Here is a 16019-nt window from a genome sequence, read left to right as displayed (position 1 = left end):
GCCCCGAATCCAACGATGGAGGGGCACATGGCGGCTTATGCGGTGACGGGTGCCGCCTCGGGAATGGGCCGGGCGAGCGCGGAGCGGCTGCGGGCCGCCGGGCACACGGTGATCGGCATCGACCTGAAGGACACCGAGGTCACGGCGGACCTATCCACTCCGGAGGGTCGTTCCCACGCCGTCCGGGCCACGCTCGAGCTGGCGGGCAGCCGTCTCGACGGTGCCGTGCTCGCCGCGGGCCTGGGCCCCACCCCCGGCAAGGAGGAGATCATCGCGCAGGTCAACGTGCGCGGCGTGATCGACCTGCTTGTCGGATGGCGAGCAGCTCTGGCCGCCTCCGCGAACAGCAAGGTCGTGGTGTTCGGATCCAATTCGACGACCACGACTCCCGGCGTGCCGAACTCGGCGGTGAAGGCCTTCCTCGCCGGCGACATGGACAAGGGCGTCGCGCGCACCACCCGCATCTCGCGGGCGGCCCCGCCGTTCACCTATGCGGCGTCGAAGATCGCCGTGACCCGATGGGCGCGACGCGCCGCGGTCACCCCCGAGTGGGCGGGTGCCGGCATCCGCCTCAACATCCTCGCGCCCGGAGCGATCTCCACCCCGCTGCTCGACGCGCAACTCGAGAGCCCCCTCGGGAAGGTGGTGGAGAGCTTCCCCGTTCCGCTCGGGGGCTTCGGGAAGCCCGACGAGATCGCGCAGTGGGTCGAATTCATGCTGTCCCCGGCGGCGGACTTCATGACGGGCAGCGTCGTGGTGGTCGACGGCGGCACCGAGGCGTACTTCCGTCCCGACGACTGGCCGGTGCGGGTCCCGTTCCGGTCGATCCCGCGCTACCTGCTCGGCATGCGCAGGTTCGGGCGCCGCAAGTGAGGTTCCGCGCAGCGCGGATCCCCACCGCGCTCCCGTATCAGGCAAAGTAGTCGCCGAAACCGTAGATCGCGTCGAACGCGCTGGTGGGCAATACATCCACCGCGTTCACGCGGTAGGACGAGTACGAGTCCTGCGTCAGGTCGCGCACGAACCGCAGGGCGTGGATCGCGTCGACGGCGTCGACGGTGATGACGAGCTGGGCGCGACCGTCGTCGCTGCGGCCCACCGCCCCGTGGTGCGGGACGATCGGTTCGATGAGGTCGACGGTCTCGTCGTCGGTCAGGAGATCGAGGTCGGCGTCGATTTCGATCATTGCGTTGTATTCCATGTGGGTTCTCCCGGTTCGAACACCCGAGCGGCCTCGCGCCGCGCGGGTTGATCTCGACGGGGAACACGCACGGCGACATCATGCCCGAACCGGATGACCCTCGCCATCATCCGATCGGGGGACATCCGATCGAGACGGACGGACGATGTGCGGGACCGGTGCTCCGCGCGACGCTCGATGCATGCCGATCGTCGAAGTGAACAATCTGCACAAGTCGTACGGAGGTCGCGCCGTCGTGGACGGCGTGAGCTTCGAGATCCACGAAGGTGAGATTTTCGGGGTCCTCGGTCCGAACGGGGCCGGGAAGACGACCTCCGTCGAACACATCTCGGGTCTGCGAAAACCCGATGAGGGCACCGTCCGCGTCGCCGGCCTCGACCCGGTCCGCGACCACCGGGCCGTCACCGAACTGCTCGGCACGCAGTTGCAGCAGAGTGAGCTGCAGCCGAAATTGACCGTGCGCGAGGCCCTCCGGTTGTACGCGGCCTTCTACGCCCGACCCGCGGACGGCGATGTGCTCGCCGAACGCCTCGGGCTCGGCCGCATGCTCGACACCCGGTTCACGAAACTGTCCGGGGGCCAGAAACAGCGGTTGTTCATCGCACTGGCACTCATCGGTTCACCGCGCGTCGTCGTCCTCGACGAACTCACCACCGGACTCGACCCGCGTGGGCGCCGTGACACCTGGGAACTGATCGAGGAGGTGCGTGATTCCGGCGTCACCGTCCTGCTCGTCACACATTTCATGGAAGAGGCACAACGCCTCTGCGACCGTGTCGCGGTCTTCGATTCCGGGCGCATCCGTGCGCTGGGGACGCCGGCCCAGCTGATCGGGCAGTCGTCCGCAGCGATCGTGGTCTCGTTCCACCCGTCCGGTCCGCTCGACCCCGCGCTCCTCGAAGCCCAGCCCGGCGTCGTCTCCGTGCACACCGCCCGGGAACGGGTGGCCGTCGAAGGCAGTGAGGAGTCGATCCACGCGGTACTCGGCCTGTTGGCACGCCTCGGCGTCACGGCCGAACGCCTCCGCATCGCCGAAGCGACCCTCGACGACGCCTACCTCGATCTCACCGACACCAGGAGCACGTCATGACCGACCCGACCGTCCGCACCAGGCTCGTCGAGACGTCGACGACGAGCACCCCGACGATGTCCGCATCGACCGCCGTTCTGCGTACCGAGGCACGACTGTTCACGCGGGAACCCGGGGCGCTCTTCTGGATCCTCGTCTTCCCCACGCTGTTGCTCGTGATACTCGGCCTGATTCCCGGTTTCCGGAAACCGGATCCGGACCTCGGTGGTCTGCGGGTGATCGATCTGTACGTCCCCGTGGCGATCCTCCTCGCGATGATCGTGGCCGGTGTCCAGACGATGCCCGCGGTGTTGTCGTCGTACCGAGAACGGGGAATCCTCCGCAGGCTCGCCGTGACCCCGGCGAGTCCGTCCCACCTGCTGACCGCACAGATCGTGGTGCACGCGATCGCGGTCCTGGCGTCGGTCTTCCTCGCACTGATCGTCGGTCGGGCGGCCTTCGGAGTCGCCTTCCCCGCCCAGCCGTGGGGATACGCACTCGCGGTACTCGTCACTCTCGCTGCGGCACTGAGCGCGGGAGGGACACTGGCTGCGGTGGCACCGTCCGTGCGGATCGCTCAGACGCTGGGCACGATCGTGTTCTTCCCGTTGATGTTCAGTGCGGGCGTATGGCTGCCGGTGCAGGCGATGCCCGAGCTGCTGCGACGGAACGTGGAGCTGACACCCTTCGGTGCCGCAGCGCAACTGCTCGACGAGACCGCCGCGGGCGACCTGCCGAATCTCGGTGGCATCGCGGTCGTGGTGGGTTGGACCGTCGTCCTGACCGGCGTGGCGATCCGGTGGTTCCGTTGGCAGTGACGGCGTCGACCGTCATCCTGGAAGCCATGAGGGCACCGACGACCACCGACGATCCGTGGCTTCGGACCTACAGATGGGCGCCGGTGGGGATGCTCGCGACCGGCACCGTCCTGTCCGTCGGCACCGCGACGTTGTTGATGAGTCCCGCCGAGCGGTACACGGCAGCGGTGCTCACCGCGGTGGCGGTGGGTCTGGAACTGTGGCGCGGTCGCCGCCGCCGGTCGGTGCCGGAGGGCGACGCGGTCTACTACCTGCTCCGGTCCGCCCTGGCGTTCGTCCTGAGCTGGCTCAACCCGTTCTTCGCGATCTATGCGGCCTCCGGCTACTTCGATGCCCACGCGATGCTGCCGGACCGCTGGATCCGGTTCGGGCTGATCGTCACCGCCGTGACGGTGGCGGGTTCGCAGGCGGGTGGTCTGCCGCCGGACGACACGACGATGTGGATCGCGTTCGGGCTCCTCGTCGTGCTCAACGCCTCGATTTCCATGCTGATGATGAGGCTCGCCGAACGCGACGAGCAGCGAAGTCTCGAACGGCTCGCTGCGATCACCGAACTCGAACGCACCAACGTCCGACTCGAGAACGCGCTGTCCGAGAACCAGGCCCTGCACGCGCAGCTGCTGGTGCATGCCCGGGAAGCGGGGATCGACGACGAGCGCCGCCGGCTCGCCGCGGAGATCCACGACACCCTCGCCCAGGGCCTGGCCGGGATCGTCACGCAGTTGCAGGCGGCACAGGACACCGCCGATCCGGAGGCGGCGCGGCGCCACGTCGAGAGGGCCACGGACCTTGCGCGACGCAGCCTCGGCGATGCCCGCCGCTCGGTGCGCAATCTCGCTCCCGAGGCACTCGAGCACCGCACGCTCGACGACGCGCTGGCCCACGAGGTGGAGAGATGGTCGGCCGAACACGGGATCCGGGTCGATCTCACGGTCACGGGCACCACCGAACCGTTGCACGACGACATCGGCGTGACGTTGTTCCGCATCACCCAGGAGGCCCTCGCGAACGTCGCCAAGCATTCCTCCGCACACCGTGCCGGTGTCACGGTGTCCTATATGGACGACGAAGTGAGTGTGGACATCCGGGACGACGGATGCGGTTTCGATCCGTGCGCGACACCGGGCGACGGATTCGGGTTGCGGGGCATGCAGTCCCGTGCCGACCGGATCGCCGGCGTCGTGGACGTCGAGTCCGAACCGGGTGTGGGGACCGCGGTCTCGGTGCGGGTGCCGCTGATCAGGGCCGGGAGGATGTCGTGACCGACGCGGACGAGATCACCGTGCTGATCGTCGACGACCACCCCGTCGTGCGGGACGGCCTGCGCGGAATGTTCGCCGCATCCCCGGAATTCGACGTGGTCGGAGAGGCTGCCTCCGGTCCGGAGGCCGTGACCCTCACGCTCGAACTCGACCCCGACGTGGTGCTCATGGACCTGCGGATGCCGGGAGGCGGGGGAGTGCAGGCGATCACCGAACTCGTCGCGCGAGGTGCGCGCAGTCGCGTCCTGGTGCTGACGACCTACGACACGGACGCCGACACCGTGCCTGCGATCGAGGCCGGCGCGACCGGCTACCTGCTCAAGGACGCTCTGCGGGACGACCTGTTCGCCGGGGTGCGGGCCGCGGCGGAGGGACGGACCGTCTTGTCGCCGGTGGTCGCGTCGCGGTTGATGAACCACATGCGGACACCCACCGCCCCGCAGGCGCTCAGCGCCCGGGAGCGTGAGGTGCTGGCGCTCGTCGCGAAGGGCACCTCGAACCGGGCCATCGCCCAGGAGCTGTTCATCAGCGAGGCGACCGTGAAGACCCACCTGACCCACGTCTTCGCGAAGCTCGAGGTGAAGGACAGGGCGGCCGCGGTCGCAGTCGCCTACGACCGCGGGATCCTGGGTTAGCCGAACAGCAGGGTCAGCCGAACAGCAGGGTCAGCCGAACACCGCACGCTCGCGGCGTCGTTGCCGACGGGAGAAGACCGCGACCATCAGTCGCACCGGAAGGGGCAGTTCGCGGCGGACCCGCTCGGTCTCGTCCTCGGTCATCACGGCGAAGAAGCGGGTGAGGTCGAAGTCGGCCCGGCCACCGCGCTGGGCGTCCTTCTCGAACCGCTGCCACGCGTCGGCGGAGACGTGCCCGGTGATGAGCGGGAAGACCGTTCGCTCCTCGTCCGCGATGTGCTCGTGGAGGTGCTCACTCAGCGTGCGGAGGGTGCGTGCGAAGCCGGCCACTGCCGCGGGGTCGGGGAGCCCGCGGGTGAATTCGCCGAGTTCGTCGAGGAGCGGGTCGAGTTCGTCGTGGTCGTCGGTGAGTTCGGTGAAGTCGACGTGGGGTCCGGCCGACGCGGTGATCAGCGGCCAGAGTGCGAGGTCCTCCACGTTGTGATGGTGGTAGAGACTCGCGACGAACAGTCCGACATAGTCGGCGGTCGCCGCGTAGCGGGCCCTGTCGAAGCTCGACGGATCTGCGAGGATCCGGTCCGCCAGTTCGCGGAGCCGGGTGACGTCGCGGAGGATCACGCGGTGCGCGAGCCGCATTCCGAGCAGGTCGTCGTCGGTGGTGAGGCGCGGGGTGAGGGATGCGGAAGTCATGTCGGTAGCGTGCGCGGCCGGACTTGGAACCGGCTTGGTGCCGAGCGGGCGCCGGAGATCGTCGCGCACCAAGTGGTCGCCAAGAATGTCTCCGCGCGCTCGGTCCGTGATCATCACTCCGGCGCTTGCAGGGAGCCGGCAGGCGATGTCAGCGGGTCGGCGCGATGCCGAACAGGAGCGCGTCGATGCCGGCGCGGAACGCACGGTCGTTCGCATCGGATCCGTCGTCCGCACCGCTGCGGCTGTCCGCATCTGCGACATCACCTGCGGATCCTCCGGCGGACGCGCCGGTCATCAGGGTGGTGAGATGCGGGTAGTCGCCGTGCTCAAGCATCGCGGCGATGTGCGCGGCTCCGCCGCCGGCCGCCCCTGCAGACATCCCGGCGGCCTCCTGCGCGGCGAAGTTGGTGACCCACCCCGACAGGAGGGCGACTCCGGTCATCGTCGCGGTCGGGTCGAGTCCGGCGGGGGCGAGGGCGCCGACGAGGTGGTCGAGATACCGCATCGAGTTCGGGCCGAGCGTCGATGCCGTGACCTGGCTCAGCCAGGGATGCCGGCGGTGGATTGCGCGGGACTGTTCGGCGACGTCGAGTACGTCGGCGCGCACGTCACCGGTCAGCGGAGCGAAGCGGTATTCGGCTCCGGCCCGGTCGACCATGAGATCCACGAGATCGGTCTTGCCGGAGACGTAGCGGTAGAGCGACGCGGGGGCGGTGCCGAGGGCGTCGGCGAGCCTGCGCATGGACAGGGCGCGGATGCCGTCCTCGTCGGCGATCCGCACGCACGCGTCTGCGAGCTGGTCGAGCGTGTAGGCCGGTCGCGGGCCGGGGCGCCCGGTGTCGGACCGCAGCCAGATCGAGTCGGAGACCGTCATGCAGGACAGCATGCCCCCTCGAACGAGTTGCGAACGATGTTCGCAGATGCGTACCCTCGAACTGCGAACGGTGTTCCCAATTGAGAGGTGGATCGTGACCGAGATGGCACTCGAGGCGGAAGGCCTCACCCGGGCGCTCGGCGATCGCATCGTCGTCGACGACGTCCACCTGCGCGTCCCGCCGGGGCGCGTCCATGCGCTCCTCGGTCCGAACGGATCGGGGAAGACCACCATCGTCCGGATGCTCGCCACCCTGCTGCGGCCCACGGCCGGACGTGCCCGCGTACGCGGCTTCGATGTGGTGCACGACGCGACCCAGGTTCTCGACACCGGTCAGTCGTAGATCCACCGCGTGGTACTGGCCGACGAAGCCGATGCAGCGCTTCACGCGGGCCCACATCGACGAGGCCGTCGCCGTCATCGGCGCATTCGGCCTGCGCCACAACGGCATCCAGGTGCCGGTCGAGAACGGCTCGGTCCGGCTGTCCTTCACGACCGACGCCCACTCGGTGCCGCTGCTGCCCGTGCTGCGCGCCCTCGACGACGCGGGTGTCCCCGTCGACGACATCGGCCGTCGCCGCGTCGGTCTCGACGAGGCATTCCTGACCCTGACCGGACGCGAGCGAATCGAGGAGTCCGCATGACCACCATCCACGAGTCCGGCCACGGCAGTTCTGCCCTCACCGGCACCCGGACGTTGCTGCATCGCGTCCTGCTGACCTACCGGCACTCGCCGGCCCAGCTGTTCGTCACCCTCGCCGCACCGCTGGGCATGATGCTGCTCTTCGGATTCGTCTTCGCCGGCGCCCTGTCCGGTGGCGAGGGCGCCGCCTACCGCGCATACCTGATGCCGGGTGTGCTCGTCCTCGTGGCGGCCATGGGCCTCGCGACCACCGCCGCCACCGCGAACGCCGACATGCGCAGCGGACTGTCGGATCGCTTCCGGACCCTGCCCACCTCCCCGGTGGCCGCGCCCGCCGGACTCGCCTTCGCCGAGACCCTGACGTGTGCGGTCACGCTGGCGCCGATGGTCGGCATCGGATATCTCGTCGGCTGGCGGATCGAAGCGGGCGCCGGGGAGATCGCCCTCGCCGCGGTGGTGCTGCTGTTGTTCCGGTTCGCATTCTCGTGGGCAGGTGTGTGGCTCGGCGTCTCGATCCGGGACGAGCAGGTCCTGCAGCAGTGCGCACCGATGATCTTCGGCGCGATCATGTTCTCGAACATCTTCGTGCCCACCGACACGATGCCGGTGGTGGTCCGGCAGATCGCGGAGTGGAATCCCGTCAGTGCCGTCGTGGGTGCGCTGCGTGAGCTGCTCTCGGCGTCCGCGCCGGTACCCGCGGATGTGGCGTGGCCGCTGCACCATCCGGTGTGGTCGGCGTTCGGCTGGTGCGTCGTGCTGCTCGTCGTGACGGTCCCGCTCGCGGTGCGCCGATACACGGCCGATCACCGGATCCGGTAGCTACCGGCCGGTAACCGGACCATCGGCAGACACCGGAATCGGGCGGGACTACCCTGTATATCCGTGACCTCACACTATGACGTCGTTGTCCTCGGAGCCGGTCCCGGTGGGTACGTCGCTGCTATCCGCGCGGCACAGCTGGGACTGAGCACCGCCATCATCGAGCAGAAGTACTGGGGTGGTGTCTGCCTGAACGTCGGCTGCATCCCCTCGAAGGCACTTCTCCGCAACGCCGAGCTGGCACATCTCTTCAACAAAGAGGCCAAGACCTTCGGCATCTCGGGAGACGTGTCCTTCGACTTCGGTGCCGCCTACGACCGCAGCCGCAAGGTCGCGGACGGGCGCACCAAGGGCGTGCACTTCCTCATGAAGAAGAACAAGATCACCGAATACGACGGTAAGGGCTCGTTCGTCGACGCCAAGACCATCGAGGTGGCCCTCACCAAGGGCGGCACCGAACAGGTGACCTTCGACAACGTCATCATCGCGACCGGTTCCGTCACGAAGCTGCTGCCGGGCACCGAGCTCAGCGACAATGTCGTCACCTACGAGGAGCAGATCCTCACCCGCGACCTCCCCGAGTCCATCGTCATCGTCGGTGCCGGCGCCATCGGCATGGAGTTCGGCTACGTCCTGAAGAACTACGGGGTCGACGTCACCATCGTCGAGTTCCTCGACCGCGCACTGCCCAACGAGGACGCCGACGTCTCCAAGGAGATCGCCAAGGCGTACAAGAAGCTCGGCATCACCATCAAGACCGGTGCCGCGGTGCAGAAGATCTCGGACGACGGTTCGAAGGTGACCGTCGCGATCAAGGACAACAAGTCCGGCAACGTCGAGACCGTCACGGTCGACAAGGTGCTGCAGTCGGTCGGCTTCGCGCCGCGCGTCGAGGGCTACGGCCTCGAGAACACCGGCGTCGAGCTCACCGACCGCGGTGCCATCGCGATCGACGAGCGTATGCGCACCAACGTCAAGGGCATCTACGCCATCGGCGACGTCACCGCGAAGCTGCAGCTCGCCCACGTCGCGGAGGCGCAGGCCGTGGTCGCGGCCGAGACCATCGGCGGTGCCGAGACCCTCGAGCTCGGCGACTACCGCATGATGCCGCGCGCGACCTTCTGCCAGCCGCAGGTCGCCTCCTTCGGTCTCACCGAGGAGCAGGCGAAGGCCGAGGGCTACGACGTGAAGGTCGCGACCTTCCCGTTCACCGCCAACGGCAAGGCGCACGGTCTGGGTGATCCCAACGGCTTCGTCAAGCTCATCGCCGACAAGACCCACGGTGAGCTCATCGGCGGCCACCTCATCGGCCCCGACGTCTCGGAGCTGCTGCCCGAGCTGACCCTGGCCCAAAAGTGGGACCTCACGGTCAACGAGCTCGCGCGCAACGTCCACACGCACCCGACTCTGAGCGAGGCGCTGCAGGAGGCCATCCACGGTCTCGCAGGACACATGATCAACTTCTGAGGATGCGGGGCCGACCCGAGGCCCCGCGTTCACCCTTCTTCCGTGTGGGCGGATCCCCGCTCGGATGTACCGGCTCAGCCCGTGACGACTCGACCGTCGTCGCGGGCTGACGTCGTTCCGTCCTTCTCCGGGCGCAGCACCAGCTGCACGAGACAGTTACCGTCCTGCGGGTCGGGCCGGACGTCGACGGCGTAGCGGCTGCGCAGCAGGTCGGCGTGGTCGTCGAGGACACGCTGGATCAATCCGCGTTGGATGCCGCGCACCACTTCGGGATTCGTGCGGGCGATCTCCGCGAGCGGGCACGTGCACAACGTGAGGCTGTGGGTGCCGAAGGCGTTCGTCGCGCTCTGCGTCTCGAAACCCAACTGCTGCAGGGCGTCGATGACGAGCGTGCCGGCGTCGACGGTCGGCGCGGGTGCGAGGGCGAGGGCGAGGATGCCCGCCCAGTCCGAGCCCACCTCGAACGCCTTGTCCTCGCGCTCGGTGGGGGTGCCCCCGATCCGCGCGGCGAGCAGCGCGACGAGATCGGTGTAGGACGGTTCCTTCACCGCGACGTAGCCGAGGCGCGGGCGCCCGACCCGCTCGGTCGGAAGTTGCCGGGTGCGGACGAGACCTTCCTTCCCGAGGCCCGCGAGATGGAAGCGGACGGTCGTGACGTGCAGGTCGAGCGTGGCGGCGAGATGATGGGCGTCGACCGGGCCCGAGGACTCCCGCAACAGGCCGAGAATCCGCTCGCGTTGCTTCCCCCGCCGTGCCAAGTCCGCTCTCCCGTCGCGCCCGCGGTGACTCTCAGGTGAGGGTCACCTTATTAAAAGGAGGAAAATCCTCTATAGTCGGCGCCATGGAGGCGACAACCGACGCACCGTCCACGTTACGACCGGTCCGGAGAGCCTCGGAACCGTAGCCACCCTTGCCCTCGCGAGAAGGAGTGCAGAACATGGCGGACAAGCACGCATCGGAAGACGCTCTCCCCCTTGCGGGTAGGGACACCGCCCACCTGCCGGGACACTGGCTGCTCGCCCGCCTGGGCAAGCGTGTGCTGCGGCCCGGCGGTAAGGAACTGACGGCACGCGTGCTCGCCGACGCGAGGTTGCGTGGCGCGGACGTCGTCGAGTTCGCGCCCGGCCTCGGCCGGACGGCGCAGGAGATCCTCGCGTACTCGCCGGGCAGCTACACCGGAGTCGAATCCGACGAGACGGCAGCCGAACTGACGCGCAAGGCCATCGCCGGCGGAGGCAGTGTGGTCAGCGGCGAGGCGTCGAAGACCGGACTCGACGACGAGGTCGCCGACGTCGTGGTCGGCGAGGCGATGCTGACCATGCAGACCGACAGGCACAAGGCGGAGATCGTGCAGGAGGCCCGCCGGGTGCTCCGTGTGGGCGGCCGGTACGCCATCCACGAACTCGCGATCGAACCCGACGAGGTCGATGACGAGGTCAAGACCGAGATCCGCACGTCGCTCGCGCGCTCGATCAAGGTCAACGCCCGCCCGCTCACCGCGGCGGAATGGCGGACCCTGTTCGAGGAGAACGGATTCGAGGTCGAGAAGATCGGCTTCGCTCCCATGGCGCTGCTCGAACCCAAGCGCATCCTCGCCGACGAGGGCCTGCCCGGCACCCTGAAGTTCGTTCGCAACGTCCTTCGCGACTCCGACGCCCGCAGCCGGGTGCTCCAGATGCGGTCGACGTTCACGAAGTACAAGAAGCATCTGGTCGCGATCGAGATCGTCGCCACGAAGAAGGAAGCGTGATGAGTACACAGCAGGTCGAGGGCAAGCTCACCCGTATCGAGGGGCTCGCGGGGCTCAACGCGGGCGAGGGGAGCGGGCCACGCATCGAGAAGCTCGCGGCGGTCACCGGTGCCACCGTGGTACGTCTGTCCTTCGTCGCCGGGCAGACGATGGACGACCACAAGGCCGGCGCTCCGATCCTCGTGCAGGCCGTCACCGGCGACATCTCGTTCAGCACCGCCGACGAGACCGTGTCGCTCGTACCGGGTACCGCCGTCCACGTCGACGCCGGCATCGTGCACCGCCTCGTCGCGAACGCCGATTCCGTGGTGCAGCTGACGATCCTGCGCTGAGCTGTCACCGATCCCACGTCGGCGACGAATGTGCACGTGAGGTGTGCGCGCCCGCGTAGTGTTGCGCCATGGCGGAACGCGGCGCTCGCCCACACGTGCACCCGGTTCGGAGATGGTTGCTGCGAACGGTGCGGCACCTGTTCACACCTCTGCGGCCCGACGACTATCTCGAGATGATCAACCCGCTCTGGACGACCCGCGAACTGCGCGGCCGTGTGGAGCGGGTCGTCCCCGAGGGCGGCGACGCCGCATCGGTGCTCATCCGCCCGGCCTACGAGTGGCGCGGTCACGAGCCGGGCCAGTACGTGCGGCTCGGGGTGGTCATCGACGGGGTCTACCACTGGCGCGCGTACTCGCTCACCTCCGACCCCGATCCGGTCGACGGGCTCATCAGCGTCACACCCAAACTCGTCGAGAACGGCGTGGTCTCGCCGTACCTGGTCCGCAAACTCGAGCCCGGCGACATCGTCCGCCTCGGTGAGGTCGAGGGCGTGTTCACCCTGCCCGACCCGCTGCCCGCGAAGATGCTGTTCATCAGCGCGGGCAGCGGGATCACCCCGATCATGAGCATGCTGCGCAGCCTCGACCACCGCGACCGCATCGACGACGTCGTCGTCGTGCATTCCGCCCACACCGAGGACGAGGTGATCTTCGGCTCGACCCTGCGCGGCCTCGACGAGCGGCATCCCGGAATGCGTCTCGAGCTGTGGCTCAGCGGCGACCGCGGCCGCATCACCCCCGACGACCTCGGCGATCTGTGCCCCGACTGGCGCGAACGCGACGCTTTCTGCTCGGGCCCGCGCGACCTGCTCGACGCCCTCGAAGAACACTGGGACGAACACGGTGATCCCGAAAGATTCCACCTCGAACGTTTCCAGCCGATCATCGGTGGGAATGCCGGGAGCGGCGAGGGCGGCACCATCCACTTCCTCGACAGCGAGAAAGAGGTGGAGTGCGACGGGGGAACACCCATCCTGGTCGCAGGCGAGAACGCCGGCCTGAAGTTGCCATACGGCTGCCGTATCGGCATCTGCCACACGTGCGTCGGAACGCTGAAATCCGGGCAACTCCGGGACCTGCGGACCGACGAGGTGAGCGAGCCCACCGGGGCTGCGGTGCGTACCTGTATCCACACCGCGGAGGGTGACATCGAAATAGAACTGTGAAGCAACCGGCTTCGAAGCAGGGGGCGTCGTGACGAGAAGCATCGACAGGACCGACACCGGGACACGGGAACCACAGAGTCCGCTCGCGCATCTGAGCGACGACGATCTCGAGCAGATCGCCGAGGAGTTCGACGCCATCCACGACGAGGTGTACTCGAGTCTCGGCGACAAGGACCGGCAGTACATCAAGAACGTCATCGCCACGCAACGGCAGTTGGTCGTCGCGGGGCGGTTACTGCTCTTCGCGTCGTCGTACAAGCCCGCCTGGGTGGCCGGGACAGCCTGTCTCGGAGTGGCGAAGATCCTCGAGAACATGGAGATCGGCCACAACGTCATGCACGGCCAGTGGGACTGGATGAACGATCCGGACATCCACTCGTCGGTGTGGGACTGGGACACCGCCTCCACCGCGGAGGCGTGGAAGCACTCGCACAACTACATCCACCACACGTTCACGAACATCCGCGGCCTCGACAAGGATCTCGGCTACGAGATCATGCGGATCGACCCGCACCAGAAGTGGCACCCCGTCTACCTGGCGCAACCTCTCTACAACGCGCTGCTCACCGTGCTCTTCGAATGGGGTGTGGCGCTGCACGACCTCGACCTCGAGGCGTTGTGGGCCGGCGAGAAGTCGACCGGTCAGGTGATCGAGGAGCTGAAGGGCATCTTCGGCAAGGCCCGCGCGCAGTTCGTCAAGGACTACGTCGGCTGGCCGCTGGTGAGCGCCGCGCTGTTCGGTCTCGCGCAGGTCGCGCTGCAGGGCCGGTTGCCCCAGCCGAAGACCTCGCGTCTGGGCCGGCGACTGCGGTCGATGAGCAAGGGACCGATGGGCAAGGGCCGGTCCGGAAAGTTTCGTACCGCAGCCCATCTCGCCGACCGGTATCTGCCCGGTGTCGAGAAGACCTTCCTCGCGACGGTTCTCGCCGACATCACGGCCAACATCATCCGCAACGTGTGGGCGCACGCGATCATCTTCTGCGGGCACTTCCCGGACCAGACCTATACCTTCTCGAAGAAGGAGGTCGAGAACGAGTCGCGTGGAGGGTGGTACGTGCGGCAACTCGTCGGCGCCGCGAACATCGAAGGCACCCCGCTGTTCCACATCCTCAGCGGCAATCTCGGCTACCAGGTGGAGCATCACCTGTTCCCCGACATGCCGAGCACCCGTTACGCGGAGGTCGCGCCGAAGGTCAAGGACATCTGCGAGCGTTACGAACTGCCCTACAACTCGGGGCGATTGGGCAAGCAGTGGTTCATGGTGCACCGCACCATCGCCCGGCTCGCCTTCCCGGGCGGCAAGCCCCGTCCGAAGCCCGGACCGTATCGTCGTTCGCAGGACCCCACCGGCGGTCCCGTTCCCAGCGAGGCCGCACGGTTCCGCGACCGTCTGCCCGCCGACCATCCCGACGCCGGACCAGAACACGAGGGCGGCGGCGTGAAGGTCGATCCGCCACCCCGCTGATCACGTCGTCCGGTGTGCAGTTGTCGTCGACGATGCGCGAATTCGCCGATGAGAACTGCACTCCGGAGCCGGGGTCAGGACGCCCGGTATGCCTTCCAGCCGCCGAACTCGGTGATGTCCACCGCGTCGGCGGCTGCGTCCTGCGTGCAGCCGAAGCCGACGACCCACCGTCCGTCCGCCAGTTCGACACTCGTCAACGTCATCGGGGCGGGCAGCGCGGCGAGGAACCGACCCAGTCCGGCCTCCGACAACCGGAACAGTTCACCGACGATGGCGGCGCCCTCGCCCGGTGCGTGACGCACCAGGCCCGGCTTCGGCGGCGTCGTGTTCAACGCGGCGAGGCGGTACGCGTCGGAGGTGTACACCTCCTCGACGAAGCGCGCCCCGAGTTCCTCGAGCTGGAAGTGCAGCGGCTGACCGCGCAGGTGCGCTCCGAAGACCGCGAGTTCGACGCCGGACTCGACCACACGCGGTGCGTCCACACCGTTCAGCGCGGCCGCGACGTCCACGGCCACCTGGTCGCCGAAGGCCGGGACCACGACCATGACCCCGAACGGCTCACCGGCCGGTGTCGGCGCACCGGGCACCGCCACCGCCGTCATGTCCAGCAGGTTGCAGAAGTTGGTGTAGGTGCCCATCCGACGATTGATGGCGATCGGATCGGCCTGCACCGCGGCGATCGTCGGGTGTTCCGTCGTCGTCGGGAGCAGCAACCCGTCGAACCCGGCGAGCAGTTCACGCGCGAACGCCTTCACGTGGATGAGGGTGTCGAGATCCTCGACGAGTTCGTAGGCGGCAGGCTTCTTCGCGCCGGCGACGATCGCGGCGACCGTGGGATCGGCACCCTCCGGTGCCGTCGACAGGAACTCGCCGACGGCCGCGTAGCGCTGGGCCACCACGGCACCGTCGTAGAGAAGCAGGGCAGCATCGAGCAGCGGTGAGATGACCACCTCCGCGATCTCGATGCCGGATTCGCGTGCCGCGGTCACCGTGCGGGCGAAGGCGTCGCGGTACTCCTCACACAACGCTTCGAGATCCTCGGCGCGCGGCACCGCGACGCGCAGAGTGTTCGGCGCGGCGAGTCGTACATCCGCGGGCCAGGTCCTGCTGCGCGGGTCGCGGGGTTCGGGTCCGGCCATGATCCGGACCGCGGTCGCCGCCAGGTCGAGCGACGTCGCGAAGACCGTGAGGCAGTCGTAGTCGACGCAGGCCGGGACCACGCCGTGCGCCGGGATGACGCCGAGAGTGGCCTTGATGCCGACGATTCCGTGCAGCGCGGCGGGTACCCGTCCCGAACCGGCCGTGTCGGTGCCCAGCCCGATGTCGGCGATGCCGAGCGCCACCGCGGCCGCCGAACCGGAACTCGAACCGCCCGAGACCTTCTCGGGATCCCACGCGCACCGCACCGCCCCGTACGGGCTGCGGGTGCCGACGAGACCGGTGGCGAACTGGTCGAGGTTGGTCTTACCCAGCACGACGGCGCCGGCGGCGACCAGACGCTCGACACCCGAAGCGGTTTCCTCCGGGACGTACGCGAACTCGGGACATGCCGCAGTGGTCGGGATTCCCGCGACGTCCACGTTGTCCTTGACCGCCACGACCAGACCGGCGAAGGGAAGGGACTCACCGGCGGCGACCCGTGCGTCCACTTCGGCGGCGTCGGCGAGAAGATCGTCGGCGCTGCGCAGCGTGATCCACACCTCGGGTCGATCCACCTCGTCGATGCGGCCCAGTGCGGCACGAACGCGATCGGTGGCGGACACCCTCACCGGGGAGACGGGCGCCGCAGCTGTATACATCTTTGTGGACATGGCTGTATACGCTATGG

Annotated in this window: 18 protein-coding genes; 13 read left to right on the top strand and 5 right to left on the bottom strand. The window is 68.2% G+C overall.

Annotated elements, in window-relative coordinates:
- Positions 1-27 precede the first annotated feature (27 nt).
- Positions 28-873, top strand: a complete 846-nt coding sequence (locus tag IM25_RS01720) for an SDR family oxidoreductase (protein WP_065995685.1) — start codon at positions 28-30, stop codon at positions 871-873.
- A gap of 37 nt (positions 874-910) precedes the next feature.
- On the opposite strand, the gene IM25_RS01715 is transcribed toward IM25_RS01720, so the two are convergent.
- Positions 911-1201 (bottom strand): hypothetical protein, encoded by a 291-nt coding sequence (locus tag IM25_RS01715; protein WP_033096157.1) that lies wholly within the window; start codon positions 1199-1201, stop codon positions 911-913.
- Between the two features lie 181 nt (positions 1202-1382).
- Between IM25_RS01715 and IM25_RS01710 the strand changes: the two genes are divergently transcribed.
- Genes IM25_RS01710 through IM25_RS01695 form a run of 4 tightly spaced genes read left to right on the top strand, consistent with a single transcriptional unit; the run spans position 1383 to position 4985 of the window.
- Complete coding sequence (locus tag IM25_RS01710) at positions 1383-2291, top strand: ABC transporter ATP-binding protein (protein WP_019291133.1); 909 nt, start codon at positions 1383-1385, stop codon at positions 2289-2291.
- Entirely contained in the window at positions 2288-3088 is an 801-nt protein-coding gene (locus tag IM25_RS01705) for an ABC transporter permease (protein ID WP_156666042.1), read from the top strand. The genes IM25_RS01710 and IM25_RS01705 overlap by 4 nt, the downstream gene beginning before the upstream one ends.
- Positions 3089-3114: 26 nt before the next feature.
- Positions 3115-4350 carry a sensor histidine kinase gene (locus IM25_RS01700; RefSeq protein ID WP_052039949.1) on the top strand — a complete coding sequence of 412 codons (1236 nt, stop codon included), beginning with the start codon at positions 3115-3117 and terminating at the stop codon, positions 4348-4350.
- Positions 4347-4985, top strand: coding sequence for a response regulator (locus tag IM25_RS01695; RefSeq protein WP_006553604.1), 639 nt, complete (start codon positions 4347-4349; stop codon positions 4983-4985). The genes IM25_RS01700 and IM25_RS01695 overlap by 4 nt, the downstream gene beginning before the upstream one ends.
- Before the next feature lie 30 nt (positions 4986-5015).
- Here the strand turns inward: IM25_RS01695 and IM25_RS01690 are convergent, their stop codons facing one another.
- Together IM25_RS01690 and IM25_RS01685 are read right to left on the bottom strand one after the other, a co-directional pair.
- A complete protein-coding gene (locus IM25_RS01690) occupies positions 5016-5675 on the bottom strand; it encodes a hemerythrin domain-containing protein (protein WP_033096360.1) in 660 nt (219 codons plus the stop codon).
- Between the two features lie 148 nt (positions 5676-5823).
- Complete coding sequence (locus tag IM25_RS01685; RefSeq protein ID WP_231911923.1) at positions 5824-6549, bottom strand: TetR/AcrR family transcriptional regulator; 726 nt, start codon at positions 6547-6549, stop codon at positions 5824-5826.
- A gap of 103 nt (positions 6550-6652) precedes the next feature.
- Between IM25_RS01685 and IM25_RS26630 the strand changes: the two genes are divergently transcribed.
- The 4 genes from IM25_RS26630 (at position 6653) to lpdA (ending at position 9478) form a co-directional block, all read left to right on the top strand.
- On the top strand, positions 6653-6892 hold the full coding sequence (locus tag IM25_RS26630) for an ATP-binding cassette domain-containing protein (protein WP_231911931.1): 240 nt from the start codon (positions 6653-6655) through the stop codon (positions 6890-6892).
- 31 nt (positions 6893-6923) lie between these two features.
- Positions 6924-7193, top strand: a complete 270-nt coding sequence (locus IM25_RS26625) for a hypothetical protein (protein WP_231911924.1) — start codon at positions 6924-6926, stop codon at positions 7191-7193.
- Complete coding sequence (locus IM25_RS01675; protein WP_033096155.1) at positions 7190-8011, top strand: ABC transporter permease; 822 nt, start codon at positions 7190-7192, stop codon at positions 8009-8011. Before IM25_RS26625 ends, IM25_RS01675 begins: the two co-directional genes overlap by 4 nt.
- A 63-nt stretch (positions 8012-8074) precedes the next feature.
- On the top strand, positions 8075-9478 hold the full coding sequence (lpdA, locus tag IM25_RS01670) for a dihydrolipoyl dehydrogenase (RefSeq protein WP_033096154.1): 1404 nt from the start codon (positions 8075-8077) through the stop codon (positions 9476-9478).
- A gap of 74 nt (positions 9479-9552) precedes the next feature.
- On the opposite strand, the gene IM25_RS01665 is transcribed toward lpdA, so the two are convergent.
- Positions 9553-10236 (bottom strand): helix-turn-helix transcriptional regulator, encoded by a 684-nt coding sequence (locus IM25_RS01665; protein ID WP_065995684.1) that lies wholly within the window; start codon positions 10234-10236, stop codon positions 9553-9555.
- Between the two features lie 179 nt (positions 10237-10415).
- On the opposite strand from IM25_RS01665, the gene IM25_RS01660 reads away from it, so the two are divergent.
- The 4 genes from IM25_RS01660 (at position 10416) to IM25_RS01645 (ending at position 14191) form a co-directional block, all read left to right on the top strand.
- On the top strand, positions 10416-11228 hold the full coding sequence (locus IM25_RS01660; protein WP_024101783.1) for a class I SAM-dependent methyltransferase: 813 nt from the start codon (positions 10416-10418) through the stop codon (positions 11226-11228).
- The gene (locus IM25_RS01655) at positions 11228-11560 is read left to right on the top strand and encodes a cupin (protein ID WP_065995683.1); all 333 of its coding nucleotides are present in this window, start codon (positions 11228-11230) and stop codon (positions 11558-11560) included. Before IM25_RS01660 ends, IM25_RS01655 begins: the two co-directional genes overlap by 1 nt.
- Positions 11561-11628: 68 nt before the next feature.
- Positions 11629-12726 (top strand): ferredoxin reductase, encoded by a 1098-nt coding sequence (locus IM25_RS01650; protein ID WP_033096152.1) that lies wholly within the window; start codon positions 11629-11631, stop codon positions 12724-12726.
- A gap of 28 nt (positions 12727-12754) precedes the next feature.
- On the top strand, positions 12755-14191 hold the full coding sequence (locus IM25_RS01645; RefSeq protein ID WP_033096151.1) for a fatty acid desaturase family protein: 1437 nt from the start codon (positions 12755-12757) through the stop codon (positions 14189-14191).
- A gap of 74 nt (positions 14192-14265) precedes the next feature.
- Here IM25_RS01645 and atzF read toward each other — a convergent pair whose 3' ends face one another.
- Positions 14266-15990, bottom strand: a complete 1725-nt coding sequence (atzF, locus tag IM25_RS01640) for an allophanate hydrolase (protein ID WP_050993574.1) — start codon at positions 15988-15990, stop codon at positions 14266-14268.
- Between the last annotated feature and the right edge of the window lie 29 nt (positions 15991-16019).

The sequence above is a fragment of the Rhodococcus sp. p52 genome (assembly GCF_000763325.2).
GTDB lineage: Bacteria > Actinomycetota > Actinomycetes > Mycobacteriales > Mycobacteriaceae > Rhodococcus > Rhodococcus pyridinivorans.
The sequence above is the reverse complement of the archived record's forward strand: the minus strand, read 5'-3'. Positions and strand labels throughout refer to the sequence as shown.

Coding starts and splice junctions, on each gene's coding strand:
- IM25_RS01660 (WP_024101783.1), top strand. CDS start 10,416: ATGGCGGACAAGCACGCATCGGAAGACGCTCTCCCCCTTGCGGGTAGG.
- IM25_RS01685 (WP_231911923.1), bottom strand. CDS start 6,549: ATGACGGTCTCCGACTCGATCTGGCTGCGGTCCGACACCGGGCGCCCC.
- IM25_RS01675 (WP_033096155.1), top strand. CDS start 7,190: ATGACCACCATCCACGAGTCCGGCCACGGCAGTTCTGCCCTCACCGGC.
- IM25_RS01700 (WP_052039949.1), top strand. CDS start 3,115: ATGAGGGCACCGACGACCACCGACGATCCGTGGCTTCGGACCTACAGA.
- IM25_RS01705 (WP_156666042.1), top strand. CDS start 2,288: ATGACCGACCCGACCGTCCGCACCAGGCTCGTCGAGACGTCGACGACG.
- IM25_RS01655 (WP_065995683.1), top strand. CDS start 11,228: ATGAGTACACAGCAGGTCGAGGGCAAGCTCACCCGTATCGAGGGGCTC.
- IM25_RS01720 (WP_065995685.1), top strand. CDS start 28: ATGGCGGCTTATGCGGTGACGGGTGCCGCCTCGGGAATGGGCCGGGCG.
- IM25_RS01650 (WP_033096152.1), top strand. CDS start 11,629: ATGGCGGAACGCGGCGCTCGCCCACACGTGCACCCGGTTCGGAGATGG.
- IM25_RS26625 (WP_231911924.1), top strand. CDS start 6,924: ATGCAGCGCTTCACGCGGGCCCACATCGACGAGGCCGTCGCCGTCATC.
- atzF (WP_050993574.1), bottom strand. CDS start 15,990: ATGTATACAGCTGCGGCGCCCGTCTCCCCGGTGAGGGTGTCCGCCACC.
- IM25_RS26630 (WP_231911931.1), top strand. CDS start 6,653: ATGGCACTCGAGGCGGAAGGCCTCACCCGGGCGCTCGGCGATCGCATC.
- IM25_RS01715 (WP_033096157.1), bottom strand. CDS start 1,201: ATGGAATACAACGCAATGATCGAAATCGACGCCGACCTCGATCTCCTG.
- IM25_RS01690 (WP_033096360.1), bottom strand. CDS start 5,675: ATGACTTCCGCATCCCTCACCCCGCGCCTCACCACCGACGACGACCTG.
- IM25_RS01710 (WP_019291133.1), top strand. CDS start 1,383: ATGCCGATCGTCGAAGTGAACAATCTGCACAAGTCGTACGGAGGTCGC.